The sequence below is a fragment of the Microbacterium sp. NFH-22A-Y genome (genome assembly GCF_021401375.1).
Classification (GTDB): domain Bacteria; phylum Actinomycetota; class Actinomycetes; order Actinomycetales; family Microbacteriaceae; genus Microbacterium; species Microbacterium hominis.
Window position 1 is genome coordinate 455,149 of the sequence record NZ_JACBGF010000002.1, and the last position, 19,104, is coordinate 474,252.

Below are 19,104 nucleotides of genomic sequence, written 5' to 3' on the forward strand. Positions count from 1 at the left end.
TCACTTTACAGACCGATCGTTCAGTAAGTCAAGATCGCCCTCGTCCGCGGGGTCGCCGGCCGGGTGGCGCCGCGTCGTCACCGAACGGCCGCGCATCTCGGCGACGGTGGTGCCGGTCTCATCGACCACCCGGACGTCGTAGAGCCCCGTGCGGCCCGTCCGGGCCCGTCGCACCGCGTGCGCCGTCAGCGTCTGCCCCGCCGTCGTGGGGTGCAGGAACGTGATGTCCGCACCCCCGGCCACGGTCACCCGCTCGTCCTCGTTGCACGCGATGGCGAAGGCGGTGTCGGCGAGGGCGAACACGATCCCCCCGTGCGTGATCGCATGGCCGTTGAGCATGTCGGGACGGACGCTCATCGACACGACGGCGTCGCCGGGAGCGGAGCGCTCGACGATCATCCCGAGCATCGCGGAGGCCGCGTCGCGGCGCATCATCTCCTCGGCGCCGCTCACGCCGCCCACTCCTTCGCCACGAGCGTCAGCACGTCGTAGGCGGCGACGACCTCATCGCGCTGGTTGTGGATGACCGCATCCCAGCGCACCTCGCCGTAGTCGTCGGTCTCGCGCGGCGTGATCTGCTTCGCCGTGAGGGTCACGCGGATGCGGTCGCCGGGCGAGACCGGCGTGAGCAGGCGCAGGTCGTCCAGCCCGTAGTTGGCCAGCACGGGGCCCGGGTCGGGATCGACGAACAGGCCGGCCGCCCACGACACCAGCAGGTAGCCGTGGGCGACCCGGCCCGGGAAGAACGGGTTCGCCGCGGCCGCCTCCTCGTCCATGTGGGCGTAGAAGGTGTCTCCGGTCAGGTGCGCGAACGCCTCGATGTCGTCGAGGGTCACCTCGCGCGAGGGTGAGGCGATCCGGTCGCCGATGCGCAGCCGCGAGAGGGGTTTGCGGAACGGGTGGACGTCCGAGACGTCGACCTCGGCGCCGGCGTGCCACACGCCCGTCACGGCGGTCAGCATCCGCGGCGAGCCCTGCACCGCCGTGCGCTGCAGGTAGTGGTGCAGGGCGCGGATGCCGCCGAGCTCCTCGCCTCCGCCGGCGCGACCCGGCCCGCCGTGCACCAGATGCGGCACGGGGGCCCCGTGACCCGTGGATGTGCGGGCGTCGTCGCGGTCGAGGAAGAGCACGCGCCCGTTGACGTCGGCGATGCGCGTCAGCAGCGCGGCCGCGACCGCGGGATCATGCGTCGCGACGCTCGTGACGAGAGAGCCGCCGCCGCGGGCGACGAGCGCGCCCGCCTCGTCGAGGTCGCGGTAGCCGATCACGCTCGTGACCGGTCCGAACGCCTCCACCTCGTGCACCGCGGCCCCGGCATCCGCGGCGTCGAACGCGAGCACGATCGGTGCGACGAACGCCCCCTCCGCGGCGGGGGCGACGGTCCCGTCGGCGTGCACGACCGCGGGCTCGTCGACGTCGCCGAGGACCAGGCGCCCGCCGGCCTCGCGCAGCGCCGCGACCTGGCGCAGCACCTCGTCGCGCTGGTCGCGCGAGACGAGCGGTCCCATGGTCACGCCCGGACCGCGGGGGTCGCCGACGACGACGCGCTCGGCGATCCGCGCGGCCAGCGCGTCGATGAGCGCGTCCTCCCGGCCGGCCGGCACGATGGCGCGGCGGATCGCCGTGCACTTCTGGCCGGCCTTGGTCGTGAGCTCGACCAGGAGCTGGCGGACGAACGCGTCGAACTCGGGGGTGCCGGGCGCGGCATCCGGCCCCAGCACGGAGGCGTTGATCGAGTCGGTCTCGCTCGTGAACCGCACGCCCGGCCGCACCTGCGCGCGCAGGCGCGAGGCCGTCGGGGCGCTGCCCGTGAAGCTCACGGTGTCGCCCAGCTCGAGCAGGTCGAACAGCCCGGGGACCGGCCCGCTCACCAGCTGCAGCGTGCCGTCGGGGACGAGCCCGGATGCGATGAGGATGCGCACCCACGCCTCCGCGAGGTAGGCGGTCGGCGTCGCGGGCTTCACGATCGTCGGCATGCCGGCGAGGAACGCGGGGGCGAACTTCTCCAGGGCGCCCCACACGGGGAAGTTGAACGCGTTGATCTGCACGGCGACCCCGGGCAGGCGCGTGAGCACGTGCCGGCCGAGGAACGAGCCGTCCGCCGACAGCGTCTCGACGGGGCCGTCGAGCACCACCCGCGCATTCGGCAGCTCGCGGCGGCCCTTGGAGCCGTAGGTGAACAGCACGCCGATGCCGCCGTCGACGTCGGCCGCCGCGTCGCGCGCCGTGGCGCCCGCGCGCGCCGAGAGTGCGTACAGCTCGTCCTTGCGCGCCGTCAGCGCGATCGCGAACTGCTTCAGCAGGAGGGCGCGCTGGTGGAAGGTCAGGGCGCCGAGCGTGCGCTGTCCGACGCTGCGGGCGTGGGCGACGGCCCCGGCCAGGTCGATGCCGACCGTGCCGACGCGGCACACCTCGGCGCCGGTCGAGGAATCGCGCACCGTCGCCGTCTCGCTGTCGTCGGTCGGCGACCACCAGCCGTCGCGCACGTAGCTGGGCAGGATCTCGGTCATCGGGCGTCGCTCCATTCGTAGAACCCGCGACCGGTCTTGCGGCCGAGGTTGCCCTCGGCGACCAGTCGCCGCAGCAGGGCCGGGGGCGTGAACCGCGGGCCGAATGCCGCCTCGAGCTCCTCGGCGATGCCGAGCCGCACGTCGAGGCCGACGATGTCGGTCGTGCGCAGCGGACCCATCGGATGCCGGTAGCCGAGCTCCATCGCCGCGTCGATGTCGGCGGCGTCGGCCACCCCCTCCTCGAGCATGCGGATGGCCTCCAGTCCCAGGGCGACGCCGAGGCGGCTCGAGGCGAAGCCCGGACTGTCGCGCACCACCACGGGCGTCTTGCCGAGAGCGAGCGTCCAGCCGCGGGCACGCTCGACGAGCCCCGGTGTCGTCGCCGTCCCCGCGACGACCTCGACGAGCGACGACGCGGGCACCGGGTTGAAGAAGTGCAGGCCCAGGAAACGCTCCGGCCGCGTCACCGCGGTCGCGAGCGCGTCGATCGAGATCGACGATGTGTTCGATGCGATCGCGGATGCCGCGCCCACGACCGCGGCGATGCGCGCCAGCGCCGCAGTCTTGACGTCGCGGTCTTCGGGCACCGCCTCCACCACGAGGTCGGCGCCGTCGAACGCGGCCGGGTCGAGGTCGACGCGCACGCGTGCCTCGAGCGCGGACAGCGGCGCCGTCGCGGAGCCGCGCGCCGTCGACTCCGCGAGCATCCGACCGATGCGGCCGCGCGCGGCCTGCGCGCTCGCCTCGTCCCGCTCGACGACGGCGACCCGGCTGCCGGCCAGCACGAAGGCGTGTGCGATCCCGGCGCCCATCCGTCCACCGCCCAGCACGCCCACGCGGGCGGGGGGCGTGGCCTCGGCATCCCGCGCGCTCACCGGCGCGGCTCCGTCCGGTGGGCGCGGTCGCGACGCCGCTCGAGGAACGCCGTCATGCGCGCCGCCTTCTCGGGGCTGTCGAACAGCTCCGCCTGCAGCTCGAGCTCGATCGCGGGGTGGGCCTCGATCGGCGCGCTGAGCGCCTGTTTGGTCAGCTGTGTCGCGCGTGCGCCGTTGGCGGCGATGCGGTCGACGATCGCGTGCGCCGCCGCCAGAAGTTCCGCCCGCTCATGCAGAGCGCTCACGAGTCCCCACGCGAGGGCGGTCTCGCCGTCGATCATCCGACCGGTCAGCAGGAGGTCGCTCGCGCGCGCGTGCCCCACGATCTCGGGCAGGCGCCAGGTCGCGCCGGCGGCGGCGATGATGCCGAGCCCCGTCTCGGGGTTGCCGAACCGTGCCCCCGGCGTGGCGATGCGCAGGTCGGCCGCGTAGGCGAGCTCCGCGCCCCCGCCGAGCGCGTAGCCGTCGATCGCGGCGACGACCGGCATCGGCAGCGCGCGGATCCGGCGGAACAGCGTGGAGTTGATGCCGCGGCGGGCATCGGCGGAGGTGCGTTCGCGCAACTGCGCGATGTCGGCGCCCGAGGCGAACACGCCGCCCGCGCCGGTGAGCAGGAGCGTCTTCGGGTGCGCTTCGAGCAGGGCGCACAGGGCGTGCAGCTCGTCGACCATCGTCTGGTCGATCGCGTTGAGCGTCGCCGGTCGGTCGAGGATCGCCACCACCCGGTCGGGGCGCTCCTCGATGCGCACGCTCGGCTCGGTCATCGGGTGATCGCCCCGTCGGCGACGCGCTCGACGATCATCGCGGTGCCCTGGCCGACGCCGACGCACATCGTGGCGAGCCCGTAGCGGGACCGCTCCCGCTCGAGCCGTCCCAGCAGGGTGACGACCAGGCGCGCGCCGCTCGATCCCAGCGGATGTCCGAGGGCGATCGCGCCGCCGTCCGCGTTCACCGACTCGGGGCGCAGCCCGAGGCGGCGGATCACGGCCAGTGACTGCGCGGCGAAGGCCTCGTTGAGCTCGACGGCTCCCATGTCGGACACGTCCAGGCCCGCCCGGCGGAGGGCCTTCTCGGATGCCGGGACGGGCCCGAGGCCCATGATCTCGGGCGCCAGCGCCGCCGCCGCGTGCGCCACGATCCGCGCCCGCGGCCGCAGACCGTGACGGGCGACTGCGTCGGCGCTGGCCACCACGATGGCGGCGGCACCGTCGTTGAGCGCGCTGGAGTTTCCCGCGGTGACCACCCCGCCGCCGGCCACGACCGGGCGCAGGGCCGCCAGCGCCTCCGCGGAGGTGTCCCGGCGCGGTCCCTCGTCGGTGTCGACGGCGCCGCCGCGGGTGGGCACCGGCACGATCTCGTCGCGGAATCGTCCCGCGTCGATCGCCGCGATCGCGAGCCGGTGGCTGCGGAGCGCGAACGCGTCGGCATCCGCCCGGGTGATCCCCTCGAGCCGGGTCACCTCCTCCGCCGTCTCGGGCATCGACAGGGTGGCCTTCTCGCGCCGCGCGAGGGCGGGGTTCACGAACCGCCAGCCGATCGAGGTGTCGTGCGTCTCGCCGGGCGCGGCCCACGGCCGCGACGGCTTGGCCTGCACCCAGGGCGCGCGGGTCATGGACTCCACGCCGCCGGCGACGATCACGTCGGCCTCGCCGGCGCGGACGGCGTTGGCGGCGATCGCGATGGCCGACATGCCGGAGGCGCACAGCCGGTTCACGGTCAGACCCGGGATCTCGTCGGGCAGCCCCGCGAGCAGCACCGCCATGCGGGCGACGTTCCTGTTGTCTTCGCCCGCCTGGTTCGCCGCCCCGAGCACCACCTCGTCGACCGCGATGCCGGCGCGGTCCACGGCGGCGCGCACCACGAGGGCGGCGAGGTCGTCGGGCCGTACGTCGGCGAGGGCTCCGCCGTGACGGCCGACGGGGGTGCGGATGCCGCCGATCAGGTAGGCCTCGGACATCGTCATCCTCTCGTCCGCCCCCATCGGCGGATCCGCTCATCGGGGTTGATTACCGAATGATCGTTCAGTAATAATGACAGAGGTCCCGACGCCGGGGCAACCCGCCGTCGCCGGATGCGGGGACGCGCGCCGCCGGACCCGATCGGCGCAGTGCCAGACTGGAGCGATGACCGTGCACGCGACCGCGCCGCAGCCGGAGACGGCCACCCCGCCGGCGGCTGCGCGCCGAGGGCGGCCGGGGTACGACCGCGCGCAGGTCGTGGACATCGCCGTCCAGCTGTTCAACGAACAGGGCTACGACGCCACGTCGGTCGCCGATCTCGCCGGACGGCTCGGCCTCACCAAATCGGCGCTCTACCACCACGTCGACTCCAAGGAGTCGATCCTGAGCACCGCGCTCGACGACGCGCTGACGGCGCTCGAGTCGGTGCTCGACGAGGCCGCCGCCGCGGACATACCGCCGATGGAAGCCCTGCGCGCCGTCGTGCGCGGGGCGGTGCGGGTGCTCGCCGCCCAGCTCCCCCAGGTGACGCTCCTGCTGCGGGTGCGCGGCAACAGCGACGTCGAGCGCGCGGCGCTGGAGCGCCGCCGCCTGTTCGACCAGCGCGTCACGGCCCTCGTCGAGGATGCGCAGGCCGCCGGCGCCCTCGCCGCCGACATCGACGCCGCCGTGGCGACCCGCCTCGTCTTCGGCATGGTCAACTCGCTCACCGAGTGGTACCGGCCGGGCGGTCCCCTCGACCCCGATGCGATCGCCGACGACGTGCTGCGCATCGCCTGGGACGGCCTGCAGCGACGCCCGACCGATGCGGCGGCGACGCGGTGAGCAGCCCCGCCGACCCCTCGGCGCTGCGCGCCGGTCCGCACGAGCCCTGGCGCATCGTCCCGGGCGCCCTCGATGAGAAGCTCGGCATCGTCGTCCTCGAGCAGAGCGTGGCGGCCGTGATCGCCGAGATGCCCGTGGCGGGCAACACGCAGTCGCTCGGGCGCCTGCACGGCGGGGCGAGCGCGGCGCTCGCCGAGGCGGTCGGGTCGTGGGCGGCGCTCGTCTACGCCTCCACGTTCGGCAAGGCGTGCGTCGGTGTCGACCTGAACATCACGCACCACCGCGGCGCGCGCGAGGGCGTGATCCGTGCGACGGCCACCCCGCTGCATCTGGGGCGTCGTTCGACGGCGCATCAGATCGTCGTCACGCACGAGGACGGCGCCCACCTGGCCACCGCCCGCATCACGAACTTCCTCATCGACCCCGAGTGAGCCTCGCGCCGATGCCGCAGGCGAGCGCTCTCACGCCGCCGGCAGCGTCACCCGCACGCGCGCTCCGCCGAGCGCGCCGTCCTCGATCGCGATGCGCCCGCCGTGCGCCTGAACGATGCGCCGGCAGGTCGCGAGTCCCAGCCCCAGCCCCGGCACGTCTCCCGGGTCGCCGCGCTCCATGACCTCGAACACGCGCTCGCGCAGCTCGGGGGCCACGCCCGGTCCGTTGTCGTCGACCGTGATCGTCCACCCGGCCGGGCCCACCTGCGCGTCGAGGTCGACGACGGGGGAGACGCCGGCGGATGCCGCGAACTTCAGCGCATTGGCGAGGAGGTTCTGCAGCAGCACGGCGAGGAGCGTCGGGTCGCAGACGATCGCGTCGTCGGGCTCGATGCGCACGGTGATCGCGGCGTCGAACGCGGCCACCGCCCGCTCCAGGTCGGCGACCACTCCCTCCACGATCACACCGAGCGCCGCGGGCTCGCGGTGGGCCTCCGCCCCGCCCACGCGCGCGTACGCCAGCAGTTCGGTGATCATCGTGCCCATGCGGGATGCCGCGGCATCCGCCCGCCCCAGCGCCCGCACCGTCCGTGAGCCGTCGCCGTCGTCCAACCCGTCGAGAGCGAGGTCGAGCTGGCCCATGAGCGCGGTGAGGGGGTTGCGCAGGTCGTGGCTGATCTGGCCGGCGAAGTGCGCGAGCTGATCGTTCGAGCGCTCCAGCTCGTGGGTGAGCCGGCGAAGCTCGAGCACCTCCACGGCCTGCCGGGCGAGGAGGTCCAGCGCGGCGCTCTGCTCCGCCGTCAGGGTGCCGGTCGTGTCGTCGAAGACGCACAGCGTGCCGATCGCGACGCCCGCGGGGGTGATGAGAGGGCTGGAGGCGTAGAAGCGCACGCGACCGCGCTCGCCGGTGACGAACGGGTTCGCCGCGAAGCGCTCGTCCGCGCGCGCGTCGCTGACGAAGACGTGCCGGGCGTCGGGCAGCACGACCGCGCACATCGAGTCCTCGCGATCGCAGATCGCCCCCTCCACCCCCGACGTGGCCACCTGGTACTGGTACCGGTCGTCGATGATGTTGACGGCCGCACCGCTCACGCGGCACAGGGTCGTCGCGAGGCGAGCCAGGCCCTCGAGGTTCGGCTCCGCCGGAGCACCGACGATGCGGTAGTCGGCGATCGCCTCGGTGCGCGCCGCGGCATCCGTGATCGGCATGGGTTCTCTCCTCCTGGCTGCGACCAGGATAACGGCGGCGTCGCGGCGGTCGGCCGCCTAGGCTGGAGGGATGGCGACCGGCGCGGTGATGCACACCTTCGATGTCCAGGTGGCGGATGTCGACCGCGGCGTCTACGAGGAGTTGTCGCTGCGCATGGCGCGGCATCCGTCCGAGACCGACGCCTTCATGGTCACCCGTCTCCTCGCGTACTGCCTCGAGTACGTGGAGGGCATCGCCTTCACCGAGGGCGTGTCGGCCACCGACGAGCCCGCCGTGCTCGTGCGCGACGCGACCGGATCGATCACCGCCTGGATCGAGGTGGGTGCCCCCGACGCCGACCGGCTGCACCGCGGCAGCAAGCTCGCCGACCGCACCGTCGTCTACAGCCACCGCGACCCGGCGAAACTCCTGCCCCTGTGGGCGGGCAAGAAGATCCACCGCGCCGACGCCATCGTGCTGCGCACCTTCGACCCCGGCTTCGTGGATGCCGCGGCCGACGCCGTCGAGCGGCGCAACGCCGTCACCCTCTCGGTGACCGAGGGCCAGCTGTACCTCGACGTCAACGGGACGAGCCTCTCGTCGGCGCTGCACGAGCATCCGCTCGCCTGACGGCGCGTCTCTACGCGCTGCGCCCGCTCAACGGCGGGCTCGGGCGAGTTCGCTTGGGCTTGCCTTGCTGGCGGACCCGCAGCGGTCGGCCTACGGTGACGGTATGAGCGAGATCGACTCCTCCCACCCCGACGAGCCGCACCGCACCGGCATCGCGCAGCGACTCAACTGGCTGCGCGCCGGGGTGCTGGGCGCGAACGACGGCATCGTGTCGACGGCCGCGGTCGTGGTCGGCGTCGCCGGTGCGACGTCGGAGGTCATGCCCGTGCTGCTGGCCGGATCGGCCGCGCTCGTCGGCGGCGCGATCTCGATGGCGCTGGGCGAGTACGTCTCGGTGTCCAGCCAGCGCGACACCGAGCGTGCGCTCATCGAGAAGGAGCGCAAGGAGCTCGCCGACGATCCCGAAGCCGAGTTCGTCGAACTCGTCGGGCTGTACCGGGCGCAGGGTCTGAGCGAGGAGACGGCGACGCGCGTCGCGACCGAGCTCACCGAGCGCGATGCGCTGTCCGCGCACCTCTCGGCCGAGCTCAACATCGATCAGGACGACGTCGTCAGCCCCTGGCACGCGGCCCTCGCGTCGGCGATCGCGTTCACCGTCGGCGCCCTCCTGCCGATGGCGACGATCCTGCTGCTGCCGCACCCGGCACGCCTCATCTGGACCTTCATCGCGGTGCTCGTCGCGCTCGCCGTCACCGGCTACCTCGCCGCCTGGCTCGGCGGGGCCAACCGCGGTCGCGCCATCATGCGCACGGTGATCGGCGGGGCGCTCGCGCTCGGGGCGACCTTCCTCGTCGGCACGCTGTTCGGGACCGCCGTCGGCTGACCCCGCCCCGCGGCATCCCCTCTGACGCAACTGCAAGGCCTGTCAGCCGACACGCCGGCGCGGATGCCGTGGTCACGGCGTGTCGCGTCGGATCCCTTGCAGTCCCGTCGCGCTGGGCCCGGTCGCCCGCGCCGCTGCCACGCCCGGTCGTTGAGCGAGCGCAGCGAGTCGAAACGCCCCGCCCCGCGGCATCCCCCTGACGCAACTGCAAGGCCTGTCAGCCGACGCGCCGGGGCGGATGCCGTGGTCACGGCGTGTCGCGTCGGATCCCTTGCAGTTCGGTCGCGCTGGGCCCGGTCGCCCGCGCCGCTCTCTCGCCCGGTCGTTGAGCGAGCGCAGCGGGTCGAAGCGCCCCGCGCCGTGGCATCCCACCGACGCATCTGCAAGGTCTGTCGGGCGACACGCCGGCGCGGATGCCGTGGTCACGGCGTGTTGCGCCGGATCCCTTGCAGTTCGGTCGTGCTGGGCCCGGTCGACCGCGTCGCCCCCACTGCCCGGTCGTTGAGCGAGCGCAGCGAGTCGAAGCGCCCCGCGCCGCGGCATCCCCCCGACGCAACTGCAAGGCCTGTCGGGCGACACACCGGCGTGGATGCCGTGGTCCCGGCGTGTCGCGTCGGATCCCTTGCAGTTCGGTCACGCTGGGCCCGGTCGACCGCGCCCCCACTGCCCGGTCGTTGAGCGAGCGCAGCGAGTCGAAACGCCCCGTCCCGTGGCATCCCCCTGACTCATCTGCAAGGCTTGTCGGGCGACACACCGGCGTGGATGCCGTGGTCACGGCGTGTTGCGTCGGTTCCCTTGCAGTTCGGTCGCGCTGGGCCCGGTCGCCCGTGCCGCCTTCACGCCCGGTCGTTGAGCGAGCGCAGCGAGTCGAAACGCTCCGCCCCGCGGCATCCCCCTGACGCAACTGCAAGGCCTGTCAGGCGACACGCCGGCGCGGATGCCGTGGTCACGGCGTGTCGCGTCGGATCCCTTGCAGTCCGGTCGCGCAAAGCCCCCGCCCCGTCGCGCAAAGCCCCCGCCCCCACCCCCCAGTCGTCGAGCGAGCGCAGCGAGTCGAAACGTCCCGGGCCGGGCGTAGGGTGAGCCGCATGCGGACTCCGATGGCGTATCTGCGGGGGGCGCGGCATCCCGAGGCCTTCCACGGCTGTGGGGCCGGGCGGCCCTTCTTCGAGGGCTGGTACGTCAAGCTCGTCACGGCCGACCGGGCGCAGCGCTGGGCGGTGATCCCGGGGGTCTTCCGGGGCGACGGGCGCGGCGGGATGCCGGTGGACGAGGCGTTCGTCCAGGTGCTCGACGGGGTCTCGGGGAGGTCGTGGTACCACCGTTACGATCCGGCGGAGTTCTCGGCATCCGATCGACGGTTCGAAGTGCGCGTCGGGGCGAACGTGTTCGACGCCGAAGGTGCGGTGCTCGATCTGCCGCAGCTTCGCGGGCGGATCTCGTACACGACGGCCCTCGAACCGTGGCCGGTCACCGCCCGCGAACCCGGGATCATGGGCTGGTACGGGCTCGTGCCGTTCATGGAGTGCTTCCACGGCGTCGTCTCCTTCGGGCACGGGCTCGCCGGCACGCTGGAGGTCGAGGGCGCGGAGGTCGCGTTCGACGGCGGACGCGGCTACATCGAGAAGGACTGGGGTCAGGCGTTTCCCGCCGGCTACGTCTGGCTGGCGTCGAACCACATCGACACGGTCGACGACGCGCCGACGGATGCCTCACTCGTGGCATCCGTGGCGATCATCCCGTGGCTGCGCGGATCGTTCCGCGGGTCGATCGTGGGGCTTCGTCACAGCGGCCGACTGCACCGCTGGACCACCTACAACCGCTCCCGCGAGCGCAGCCTGCAGATCGACGACGATCGGGTGCGCTGGAGCATGAGCGGACCCGACGGGCATCTCGAGCTCGAGGCCGAGCGTGTGCGCGGCGGTCTCCTGCACGCGCCGCTGCGCACCGCGATGCACCAGCGGGTGGAGGAGACGCTCGACGCCCGGGTGATGATCCGGCACGCGGATGCCGCGGGGCGGGTGCTGCTGGAGGGCGTCGGTGCGTGCGCCGGGCTCGAGGTCTTCGGCGACACCGCCCGACTGCTCGCCCTGCGCTGACTCCCGCGGGGAGCGCTCGGCCGGCCGCCGCGCGAGCGGGTCGGCGCGCGCCGCGCGGGGGTGCCCACGACGCGAATCGGGGCCGCGATCCGCCGTGACGAGTGTCACAGGGCGGACGCGACCCCGATGCGGCGCGCCTCCGCGCGTCGGGCGCGGCTCAGATGCGGACGAGCATCTTCCCGGTGTTGGCGCCGCGCATCATCGACAGGAAGGCGTCGACGGTGTTCTCGATGCCGTCGACGATCGTCTCGTCGTAGACGATGCCGCCGTCGGCGAACCAGCCCGACATGTGCTGCTGGAACTCGGGCGCGAGGTGCAGGTACGCCGCGAGGGTGAAGCCCTGCATGGTGAGGGCGCGGGTGATCATGTTCGACATGTTGTCGGGGCCCGCCGTGCGCTCGGTCGTGTTGTAACCGGTGATCGCGCCGCAGAGGGCCGCGCGGCCGCCGTCGTTGAAGACGTCGAGGGCGGCTTCGAGGTGGTCGCCGCCGACGTTGTCGAAGAACACGTCGATTCCCTCCGGGGCGGCCTCGGCGAGCAGCGTGCGCACGTCGCCGGACTTGTAGTCGAAAGCGGCGTCGTAGCCGTACTTCTCGGTGAGGAGGGCGACCTTCTCCGCCGTCCCGGCCGAGCCGATGACCCGGCCGGCGCCGAGGCGCTTGGCGATCTGGCCCACGGCGGTGCCCACCGCGCCGGCGGCGCCCGAGACGAAGACCGTGTCGCCGGGCTTCAGGTGCGCGATCGCCGTGAGACCGACATAGGCGGTGAGGCCGGTCATGCCGAGGATGTGCAGGTTGAGCGACAGCGGCACGCCGGGGATCTCGGGGATGGCGCGGAAGGTCGCGGCATCCGCCTGGACGATGTCCGCCCATCCGTGCTGGTGCAGCACGACGGTGCCCACCGGGAGGTCGTCGGATGCCGAGGCCACGACGCGTCCGACGGCGCCGCCGGTGATGGTCTCGCCGAGGGCGTACGGCGCGACGTAGCTGCGGGTGTCGTTCATGCGTCCCCGCATATAGGGGTCGACGGACACGAACTCGTTGCGCACGCGCACCTCGCCCGGCTGCGGGGCGCCGTAGGTGACCTGCGCGACGTGGAAGTCGTCGTGCGTCGGCCACCCCACGGGGCGGGCGGCGAGCTGGATCTGGGTGCTGGTGGCGTCTGTCATTCGTTCTCCTTGTGGGATGGGGTCGGGCTGTGCGGGTCGGAGCCCGGTGGTGGGGCGGGAGGGGGACGCGGGTGGCGTCAGATGAGAAGGCCGATGGCCAGCGCGATCACGCCGAGCGCGGGCAGGACACCCTGCTTCAGCGCGGCGGACGCCTTGTCGGGGCTCGACAGCAGCAGGACGAGCGCCGCGGCGGCCATCGAGCCGGCGCCGGCGAAGACGAGAGCCGCTCCGGGGGCGGTGGCGCCCGTGGCGAAGAGGATGACGCCGACGGCGACGAGGATCGCGAGGAACAGGTTGTAGAACCCCTGGTTGAACGCCATCTCGCGCGTGGCCTGGGCTTCCGTCTCGCTCGTGCCGAACGTCGCCCGCGCCCGGGGGGTGGTCCACGCGATCGACTCGAGCCAGAAGATGAAGACGTGCAGGAGCGCCGCGAGGGAGGCGAGCACGAGACCGACGATGACCATGGGGGATCCTCCTGTTTCTGAACTGACTGGTTCAATATATACTGAAACGGTCGTTTCGGAAAGTGGGCGGATGCCGTGGCCAGGAGTCGTGAGTTCGATCGTGCGGCGGTCGTGCGCGCCGCACGGCAGTTCTTCTGGGAGCACGGCTACGAGGACGCGTCCATCGCGGGGCTCGAGGCCGCCACGGGGCTGAACCGCTCCAGCATCTACAACGCGTTCGGATCCAAGCGGGGACTGTTCGACGAAGCCGTGCAGAGCTATCTGGACGAGATCGTCCGTCCGCGTCTGGCTCCCCTCCAGGCCGCTGCGGTCGAGGAGCGGGCGCTCGCCGACTATCTGCGGGGACTCACCGCCGCGTTCGGCCGGGTCGGGTCCATGCCCGCCACCCACGGCTGCCTCCTCATCAACGCCGCCGGCGCCCCGGTGTCGCGCGACGCCGAGGTGGCCCGCGTCATCGAGGACTACCGCGCCGAGCTGCACGCGGCGATCTCCCGCGGAGTCGACGCCGCGGTGCCCGCGGCATCCGCTGTCGGGCGCACGCGCCTCGCCGGCGCCGTGACGGGTCTCGTCGTCGCCGCGTTCGCGCTCGTGCGCACGTCGCCCCGGGAGGCGATCCGCGGTCTCGAGACGGCGGCCGCTCTGGTGGACGCCGAGGGCGCCACCGTCTGACCGCCGGGGTGGTGCGCCTGCGGGGTGGTGCGGGGGTGGTGCGGGTGGCCGCGGGTGGCGGCGGGTGGCGGCGGGTGGCCGAACTGCAAGGGTTCGGGCGCGGCGCGCCGTGGTCGCGGCATCCTGTGCGGCGTGTCGCCCGGGAGGCCTTGCAGTTGGGTTTGGGGGATGCCGGGAGTCGGGCTTGGCCGATGCGGCGGCGGCGGTGGTCGTGCCGCGCTGTGACGGCGGAGACCGAACGGCAAGGGTTCGGGCGCGGCGCGCCGTGGTCGCGGCATCCTGTGCGGCGTGTCGCCTGGGAGGCCTTGCAGTTGGGTTTGGGGGATGCCGGGACTCGGGCTGCCGAAGCGGCGGTGGCGGTGGTCGCGGTGCTCGGTGACGGCGGGGCCTAACTGCAAGGGCGCAGGCGCGGCGCGCCGTGGCGGCGGCATCCGGTGCGGCGTGTCGCCCGGGAGGCCTTGCAGTTGGGTTCGGGGGATGCCGGGACTCGCGCCCCCGCCCCGCCCCCGCCCCGCCCCCGCCCCCAGCCCCGGAATGTACGCGGGGGCCGCATGATCAGCGCAGATTCGCCCTCGTGTCGACCGCGCTCGCGTGCGCTCTCGTTCTAGTCTTCCCTCACCGCGTCACTGGGGACGTCGGCGCACGCATGATCACGCGAGGGCGGAGAAGAGCGATGAGCGACTTCGGCAGCACCACACCGATCCACCTGGAACGCGGCGAGGGCAAAGGCCTCGCCGCCGGCACGCTGGGCCTGTGGGGGTCGACCGTCATCGGTCTGGCATCCACCGCCCCCGTCTACTCCCTCGTCGCGACCCTGGGCTTCGTCGTGCTCGCCGTCGGGGGCCAGGCGCCGATCGCGTTCATCATCGCCTTCGTGCCGATGCTGTTCATCGCGTTCGCCTATCGCGAGCTCAACAACGAGATCCCGGACTGCGGCACCACCTTCACCTGGGGGACGAAGGCGTTCGGTCCGTGGGTGGGATGGATGGGCGGCTGGGGCGTCGCGGTGGCCGGCATGGTCGTGCTCGCGAACCTCGCGCAGATCGCCTCCGTCTACTTCTGGGACCTGTTCGGTCTGGAACTCGAGAACAACGACTGGCGCATCGTGCTGGTCGCCGTCCTGTTCATCGCGGCGATGACGTGGGTGAGCTGGCGCGGCGTGGAGATCGGCGAACGGATCCAGAACGTGCTGCTCGCCGTGCAGTACCTCGCGCTGGCGATCTTCGTCGTCGCTTCGCTCTGGCAGTTCTTCGCCGGGTCGGCACCGAACCCCACGCCGTTCGACTGGAACTGGCTGAACCCCTTCGCCTTCACCGACTTCCACGGCTTCACCGAGGCGGTGCTGCTCGCCCTCTTCATCTACTGGGGCTGGGACACCTGCCTCGCCCTCAACGAGGAGACCAAGGACCCCAAGCGCATCCCGGGTCGTGCGGCGCTGCTCACCACGATCATCCTGCTGTTCACCTACGTGTCGGTGACGATCGCCGCGATGATGTACGCCGGGCTCGGCGAGGACGGCACGGGGCTGGGCAACGCCGACAACGCGGACGACTTCTTCCTCGCGATCAAGGACGGACTGCTCGGCCCGTGGGGGTGGCTGCTGGTGGTCGCGGTGCTGATCTCGGCGGTGTCCTCGACGCAGACGACCATCCTGCCCACCGCCCGCGGCACGCTCGCGATGGGCGTCTACCGCGCGCTCCCCGCGCGTTTCAAGACCGTGCATCCCGTCTACAAGACGCCCTCGTTCTCCACGATCGTGGGCGGCACGGTCGCCATCTGCTACTACGTCGGCATGACGCTGATCAGCGACAACATCCTGCAGGACTCGATCCTGTCGCTCGGGCTCGCGATCGCGTTCTACTACGCCATCACCGGCTTCGCCTGCGTCTGGTACTACCGGCGCGACCTCGGCCGCTCCGCGCGCGACCTGTGGCTCAAGGGCATCTTCCCGCTGCTGGGCGCCCTCATGCTGACGTTCGCGTTCGTGCAGTCGGCGATCGACATGTACGACGTGGACTACGGCAACTCGGTGCTGCTGGGCATCGGCGGGACGTTCGTGGTCGGCATCGGAGCCCTGCTCGTCGGCGTCGTGCTCATGTTCGTCTGGTTCGTCTTCCCGCGCTCGAAGCCGTTCTTCCAGGGGCGGGCCCTCAACCGCGAGACCCCCGTCCTCGTGCCCGACGAGCCGGGCGACATCGTCCGCTCCATCGACGGCGGCATCTGACCTCCCCGGCTCCCGGCCGGGCTCGGGCGGCCCGCGCCGACCCGGCATCCGCACCCTCATCACCACGACTAAGGAACACCATGCGTATCCTCATCGTCGGCGCCGGCGGCGTCGGCTCGGCCGCCGTCCGCATCGCCGTGCGTCGCGACTTCTTCGAGAAGCTCGTCATCGCCGACTACGACCCGGCGCGCCCGCAGGCGCTCGTCGCCGAGGTCGCCGACCCGCGGGTGGAGGCGGCCCAGGTCGATGCCTCCCGTGCCGATGCGGTGGCCGGGCTCATCGAGGCGCACGGCATCACCCACGTGCTCAACGCCGTGGACCCCCGCTTCGTCATGCCGATCTTCGACGGCGCGCTCGCCGCCGGTGCGACCTACCTCGACATGGCGATGAGCCTCTCGACGCCGCACCCCGAGCAGCCGCACGCGCTGCCGGGGGTGAAGCTCGGCGACGAGCAGTTCGCCAAGGACGACCAGTGGAAGGATGCCGGTCGGCTCGCGCTCGTCGGCATCGGCGTCGAGCCGGGGCTGTCGGACGTGTTCGCCCGCTACGCCGAGGATCACCTGTTCAGCGAGATCGACGAGCTGGGCGTGCGCGACGGAGCGAACCTCGTCGTCGCCGGATACGACTTCGCGCCCTCGTTCTCGATCTGGACGACGATCGAGGAGTGCCTCAACCCGCCGGTCATCTACGAGGAGGACTGCGGCTGGTACACGACGGCGCCGTTCAGCGAGCCCGAGGTGTTCGACTTCCCCGACGGCATCGGCCCGGTCGAGTGCGTCAACGTCGAGCACGAGGAGGTGCTCCTCATGCCGCGGTGGACCAAGGCCAAGCGCGTGACCTTCAAGTACGGGCTGGGCGACGAGTTCATCGGCGTGCTGAAGACGCTGCACAAGCTCGGCCTGGACAGCACCGAGAAGGTGAACGTCAAGGGCGTCGAGGTGTCGCCGCGCGATGTCGTCGCCGCGTGCCTGCCCGATCCGGCGACCATCGGCGACAAGATGAGCGGCAAGACCTGCGCGGGCGTCTGGGTGACCGGCACCGGCGTCGACGGCCGTCCCCGCTCGACCTACCTCTACCACGTGGCCGACAACGAGCAGACGATGCGCGAGTACGGCTCCCAGGCGGTCGTCTGGCAGACGGCCATCAACCCGGTCATCGCCCTCGAGCTGCTCGCGACCGGCGTCTGGACCGGCACCGGCGTGCTCGGCCCCGAGGCCTTCGACGCGAAGCCCTTCCTCGATCTGCTCGCGGCGCCGGCGCCCGGTGGCTACGGCTCTCCGTGGGGCATGGAGGACAAGGCCGTCTGAGCCGTCGGCGGGCGCGGGCGGCATCCGCGGTGGAAGGATGGACAGATGGCCACCCACGTGATCACCGGAGCGGGCTCCGGCATCGGCACCCTCATCGCAGAGCGGCTCGCGGCGCGCGGCGACCGGCTCGTGCTGGTCGTGCGCGACCGCGCGCGGGCGGACGACCTCGTCCGCGCGTTCCCCGGCAGCATCCCGATCGTCGCCGACCTCGCGCACCCCGAGACGATCGCCGACGCGGTGCGGGATGCCGACGGCATCCCCGACCGGATCGACGCGGTGATCCACGCGGCGGGCATCGTGGAGCTCGGGCGGGTCGGCGACCTGCCCGTCTCGGCGTGGACGAGCCAGCTGGCCGTCAACCTCGTGGCGCCCGCCGAGCTCACCCGCGTGCTGCTGCCCCGGGTGCGCGCGGCGCGCGGTCAGGTGCTGTTCGTCAACTCGGGGGCGGGCCTCACGGCGCATCCGAACTGGGCGGCGTACGCGGCGTCCAAGCACGGGCTCAAGGCACTCGCCGATGCCCTGCGCGGCGAGGAGGCCGAGCACGGCGTGCGCGTCACGACGGTGTACCCCGGGCGCACCGCGACGCCCATGCAGGCGGAGGTGCATGCGCAGGAGGGCGCCGCCTACGACCCCGATCGGTGGATCGACCCGGCCTCGGTGGCGACGGCCGCGCTCACGGCGCTCGACCTGCCGCGCGACGCGGTCATCAGCGACCTGACGGTGCGGCCCGGCCCCCGATGACCGCCCCGTCCGCGTCCGGCGCCGACGTCCCCGTCGGGCCGGGACTGCTCGATGCGATCCTCGACGACGCCCGCCGCCGGCTCGTGGGCACGCCGAAGGAGCGGCTCGGCGACTGGGCGCATGCCCGCCGCCTGCTCGGGTTCGGCCGCGCGCCGCGCATCGTGCCGGTGGGTGAGGCGTGGCACGTCGGCGTCCTGCTGATCGGGGATGCCGACCTCTTCGCGACCGGCGAGGTGCTGCGCGCCCGCACCGAGGCGATCCGCGGCTACACCGCCGAGGCTCAGCGCGCCCGCTCCGAGCGTGCCGCCGCCGCGGCGCGTGGCGGGTTCGCCGACGGCGAGGTGCTGCATCTCGGTGCGACGGCGATCGACCTCGACGCCGTGCGCCGCGGGGAGGCGTCGGGTCCGCTGGCGCTGGTCGACGGCATCCCGCTCGTGACGTGGACGCCGGCCGGCGCGCGCCGCCCCCTGGCGGACTACCTGGACGATCAGCTCTCGCTGCGCTGACCCTCGCCCCGCGGATGCCGCGCCCTCCGGCGCGCGGGTGCCGCCCCTCAGACGTCGGCGCGGATCGGCCGCACGACGCGGCACGGGTTGCCCACCGCGACGACCCCGGCAGGGATGTCGCGTGTGACCACCGACCCGGCTCCGATGATGCTGTCGCTGCCGATCGTCCCGCCCGGCAGGATCGTGACCGAGCCGCCGAGCCAGACGTTGTCGCCGATCGTGACGGCGGACGCGCGCTCCCATCCCTCCCGGCGGAGGGTCGGATCCTCGGCGTGGTTGGGCGTGTAGATGCTGCAGCGGGGCCCGATGAGGCAGTCGGCGCCGATCGTGACGTAACCGCCGCCGACCACGAGGAAGTCCTTGTTGAGGAAGGTGCGGTCGCCGATCGTGAGCCCGATGCCGTAGTCGAGGTTGAGCGGCGGACGGAAGTCGATGCCGGATCCGGCGCCCGGCACGAGCTCGTGGAACAGGCGCTGGGCCTCGGCGGGGTCGTCGAAGAAGATCCGGTTGATCCGGGCGCACGTCGACTGGGCGTGCCAGGTGAGATCGGGCAGGGATGCCGAGGCGCGGTAACGGATCCCGTCGCCGGCGAAGAGCGCGCGCACGTCCGCATCGTCTGCGATCAGCGCGGCGAGATCCATATTTGTTGTCATGCGGAACATATTAGTGGGAGGATGGCCGTACG

General features: G+C 72.7%; 19 protein-coding genes. 10 read left to right on the forward strand and 9 right to left on the reverse strand.

Annotated features, from left to right (window positions below; all coding sequences use genetic code 11):
• Genes paaI through L0965_RS08055 form a run of 5 tightly spaced genes read right to left on the reverse strand, consistent with a single transcriptional unit; the run spans window position 1 to window position 5,342 of the window.
• Complete coding sequence (gene paaI, locus L0965_RS08035; RefSeq protein WP_232783939.1) at window positions 1–453, reverse strand: hydroxyphenylacetyl-CoA thioesterase PaaI; 453 nt, start codon at window positions 451–453, stop codon at window positions 1–3.
• Window positions 450–2,510, reverse strand: a complete 2,061-nt coding sequence (gene paaZ / locus L0965_RS08040; RefSeq protein ID WP_101306946.1) for a phenylacetic acid degradation bifunctional protein PaaZ — start codon at window positions 2,508–2,510, stop codon at window positions 450–452. Before paaZ ends, paaI begins: the two co-directional genes overlap by 4 nt.
• Window positions 2,507–3,385, reverse strand: a complete 879-nt coding sequence (locus L0965_RS08045; RefSeq protein ID WP_101306945.1) for a 3-hydroxyacyl-CoA dehydrogenase family protein — start codon at window positions 3,383–3,385, stop codon at window positions 2,507–2,509. Before L0965_RS08045 ends, paaZ begins: the two co-directional genes overlap by 4 nt.
• A complete protein-coding gene (locus L0965_RS08050) occupies window positions 3,382–4,149 on the reverse strand; it encodes an enoyl-CoA hydratase/isomerase family protein (protein ID WP_101306944.1) in 768 nt (255 codons plus the stop codon). The genes L0965_RS08045 and L0965_RS08050 overlap by 4 nt, the downstream gene beginning before the upstream one ends.
• Window positions 4,146–5,342 (reverse strand): acetyl-CoA C-acyltransferase, encoded by a 1,197-nt coding sequence (locus L0965_RS08055; protein ID WP_234057974.1) that lies wholly within the window; start codon window positions 5,340–5,342, stop codon window positions 4,146–4,148. The genes L0965_RS08050 and L0965_RS08055 overlap by 4 nt, the downstream gene beginning before the upstream one ends.
• 166 nt (window positions 5,343–5,508) lie before the next feature.
• Here L0965_RS08055 and L0965_RS08060 point away from each other — a divergent pair, with 166 nt between their 5' ends.
• Window positions 5,509–6,168: a TetR/AcrR family transcriptional regulator gene (locus L0965_RS08060; protein ID WP_101306943.1), complete on the forward strand. Its 660-nt coding sequence runs from the start codon at window positions 5,509–5,511 to the stop codon at window positions 6,166–6,168.
• Window positions 6,165–6,599 (forward strand): PaaI family thioesterase, encoded by a 435-nt coding sequence (locus tag L0965_RS08065; protein WP_101306942.1) that lies wholly within the window; start codon window positions 6,165–6,167, stop codon window positions 6,597–6,599. Before L0965_RS08060 ends, L0965_RS08065 begins: the two co-directional genes overlap by 4 nt.
• Before the next feature lie 30 nt (window positions 6,600–6,629).
• Here L0965_RS08065 and L0965_RS08070 read toward each other — a convergent pair whose 3' ends face one another.
• Complete coding sequence (locus L0965_RS08070) at window positions 6,630–7,808, reverse strand: ATP-binding protein (protein WP_101306941.1); 1,179 nt, start codon at window positions 7,806–7,808, stop codon at window positions 6,630–6,632.
• Between the two features lie 70 nt (window positions 7,809–7,878).
• Between L0965_RS08070 and L0965_RS08075 the strand changes: the two genes are divergently transcribed.
• The 3 genes from L0965_RS08075 to L0965_RS08085 all read left to right on the forward strand — a co-directional run bounded on the left by L0965_RS08075 (window position 7,879) and on the right by L0965_RS08085 (window position 11,340).
• Window positions 7,879–8,418, forward strand: a complete 540-nt coding sequence (locus L0965_RS08075) for a YaeQ family protein (protein WP_101306940.1) — start codon at window positions 7,879–7,881, stop codon at window positions 8,416–8,418.
• A 103-nt stretch (window positions 8,419–8,521) separates the two neighbouring features.
• Window positions 8,522–9,241 (forward strand): VIT family protein, encoded by a 720-nt coding sequence (locus L0965_RS08080; protein WP_101306939.1) that lies wholly within the window; start codon window positions 8,522–8,524, stop codon window positions 9,239–9,241.
• 1,088 nt (window positions 9,242–10,329) lie between these two features.
• Window positions 10,330–11,340: a tocopherol cyclase family protein gene (locus L0965_RS08085; protein WP_101306938.1), complete on the forward strand. Its 1,011-nt coding sequence runs from the start codon at window positions 10,330–10,332 to the stop codon at window positions 11,338–11,340.
• Window positions 11,341–11,497: 157 nt separating this feature from the next.
• Here the strand turns inward: L0965_RS08085 and L0965_RS08090 are convergent, their stop codons facing one another.
• A complete protein-coding gene (locus L0965_RS08090; protein WP_101306937.1) occupies window positions 11,498–12,508 on the reverse strand; it encodes an NADP-dependent oxidoreductase in 1,011 nt (336 codons plus the stop codon).
• Window positions 12,509–12,585: 77 nt separating this feature from the next.
• Window positions 12,586–12,972, reverse strand: a complete 387-nt coding sequence (locus L0965_RS08095) for a DUF1304 domain-containing protein (RefSeq protein WP_060960618.1) — start codon at window positions 12,970–12,972, stop codon at window positions 12,586–12,588.
• Between the two features lie 75 nt (window positions 12,973–13,047).
• On the opposite strand from L0965_RS08095, the gene L0965_RS08100 reads away from it, so the two are divergent.
• From L0965_RS08100 to L0965_RS08120, 5 genes are all read left to right on the forward strand, one after another.
• Complete coding sequence (locus tag L0965_RS08100; RefSeq protein ID WP_101306936.1) at window positions 13,048–13,641, forward strand: TetR/AcrR family transcriptional regulator; 594 nt, start codon at window positions 13,048–13,050, stop codon at window positions 13,639–13,641.
• 673 nt (window positions 13,642–14,314) lie between these two features.
• Window positions 14,315–15,865: an APC family permease gene (locus L0965_RS08105; RefSeq protein WP_060960620.1), complete on the forward strand. Its 1,551-nt coding sequence runs from the start codon at window positions 14,315–14,317 to the stop codon at window positions 15,863–15,865.
• An 80-nt stretch (window positions 15,866–15,945) separates the two neighbouring features.
• Window positions 15,946–17,172 carry a saccharopine dehydrogenase family protein gene (locus L0965_RS08110; RefSeq protein WP_101306935.1) on the forward strand — a complete coding sequence of 409 codons (1,227 nt, stop codon included), beginning with the start codon at window positions 15,946–15,948 and terminating at the stop codon, window positions 17,170–17,172.
• Between the two features lie 45 nt (window positions 17,173–17,217).
• On the forward strand, window positions 17,218–17,913 hold the full coding sequence (locus L0965_RS08115) for an SDR family oxidoreductase (protein WP_101306934.1): 696 nt from the start codon (window positions 17,218–17,220) through the stop codon (window positions 17,911–17,913).
• Window positions 17,910–18,419: a glutaminase gene (locus tag L0965_RS08120; protein WP_101306933.1), complete on the forward strand. Its 510-nt coding sequence runs from the start codon at window positions 17,910–17,912 to the stop codon at window positions 18,417–18,419. The genes L0965_RS08115 and L0965_RS08120 overlap by 4 nt, the downstream gene beginning before the upstream one ends.
• Before the next feature lie 47 nt (window positions 18,420–18,466).
• On the opposite strand, the gene L0965_RS08125 is transcribed toward L0965_RS08120, so the two are convergent.
• Window positions 18,467–19,072, reverse strand: a complete 606-nt coding sequence (locus L0965_RS08125; RefSeq protein WP_101307281.1) for a sugar O-acetyltransferase — start codon at window positions 19,070–19,072, stop codon at window positions 18,467–18,469.
• Window positions 19,073–19,104 lie beyond the last annotated feature (32 nt).

Coding starts and splice junctions, on each gene's coding strand:
- paaZ (WP_101306946.1), bottom strand. CDS start 2,510: ATGACCGAGATCCTGCCCAGCTACGTGCGCGACGGCTGGTGGTCGCCG.
- L0965_RS08050 (WP_101306944.1), bottom strand. CDS start 4,149: ATGACCGAGCCGAGCGTGCGCATCGAGGAGCGCCCCGACCGGGTGGTG.
- L0965_RS08055 (WP_234057974.1), bottom strand. CDS start 5,342: ATGTCCGAGGCCTACCTGATCGGCGGCATCCGCACCCCCGTCGGCCGT.
- L0965_RS08060 (WP_101306943.1), top strand. CDS start 5,509: ATGACCGTGCACGCGACCGCGCCGCAGCCGGAGACGGCCACCCCGCCG.
- L0965_RS08070 (WP_101306941.1), bottom strand. CDS start 7,808: ATGCCGATCACGGATGCCGCGGCGCGCACCGAGGCGATCGCCGACTAC.
- L0965_RS08075 (WP_101306940.1), top strand. CDS start 7,879: ATGGCGACCGGCGCGGTGATGCACACCTTCGATGTCCAGGTGGCGGAT.
- L0965_RS08080 (WP_101306939.1), top strand. CDS start 8,522: ATGAGCGAGATCGACTCCTCCCACCCCGACGAGCCGCACCGCACCGGC.
- L0965_RS08085 (WP_101306938.1), top strand. CDS start 10,330: ATGCGGACTCCGATGGCGTATCTGCGGGGGGCGCGGCATCCCGAGGCC.
- L0965_RS08090 (WP_101306937.1), bottom strand. CDS start 12,508: ATGACAGACGCCACCAGCACCCAGATCCAGCTCGCCGCCCGCCCCGTG.
- L0965_RS08095 (WP_060960618.1), bottom strand. CDS start 12,972: ATGGTCATCGTCGGTCTCGTGCTCGCCTCCCTCGCGGCGCTCCTGCAC.
- L0965_RS08105 (WP_060960620.1), top strand. CDS start 14,315: ATGAGCGACTTCGGCAGCACCACACCGATCCACCTGGAACGCGGCGAG.
- L0965_RS08110 (WP_101306935.1), top strand. CDS start 15,946: ATGCGTATCCTCATCGTCGGCGCCGGCGGCGTCGGCTCGGCCGCCGTC.
- L0965_RS08115 (WP_101306934.1), top strand. CDS start 17,218: ATGGCCACCCACGTGATCACCGGAGCGGGCTCCGGCATCGGCACCCTC.
- L0965_RS08120 (WP_101306933.1), top strand. CDS start 17,910: ATGACCGCCCCGTCCGCGTCCGGCGCCGACGTCCCCGTCGGGCCGGGA.
- L0965_RS08125 (WP_101307281.1), bottom strand. CDS start 19,072: ATGACAACAAATATGGATCTCGCCGCGCTGATCGCAGACGATGCGGAC.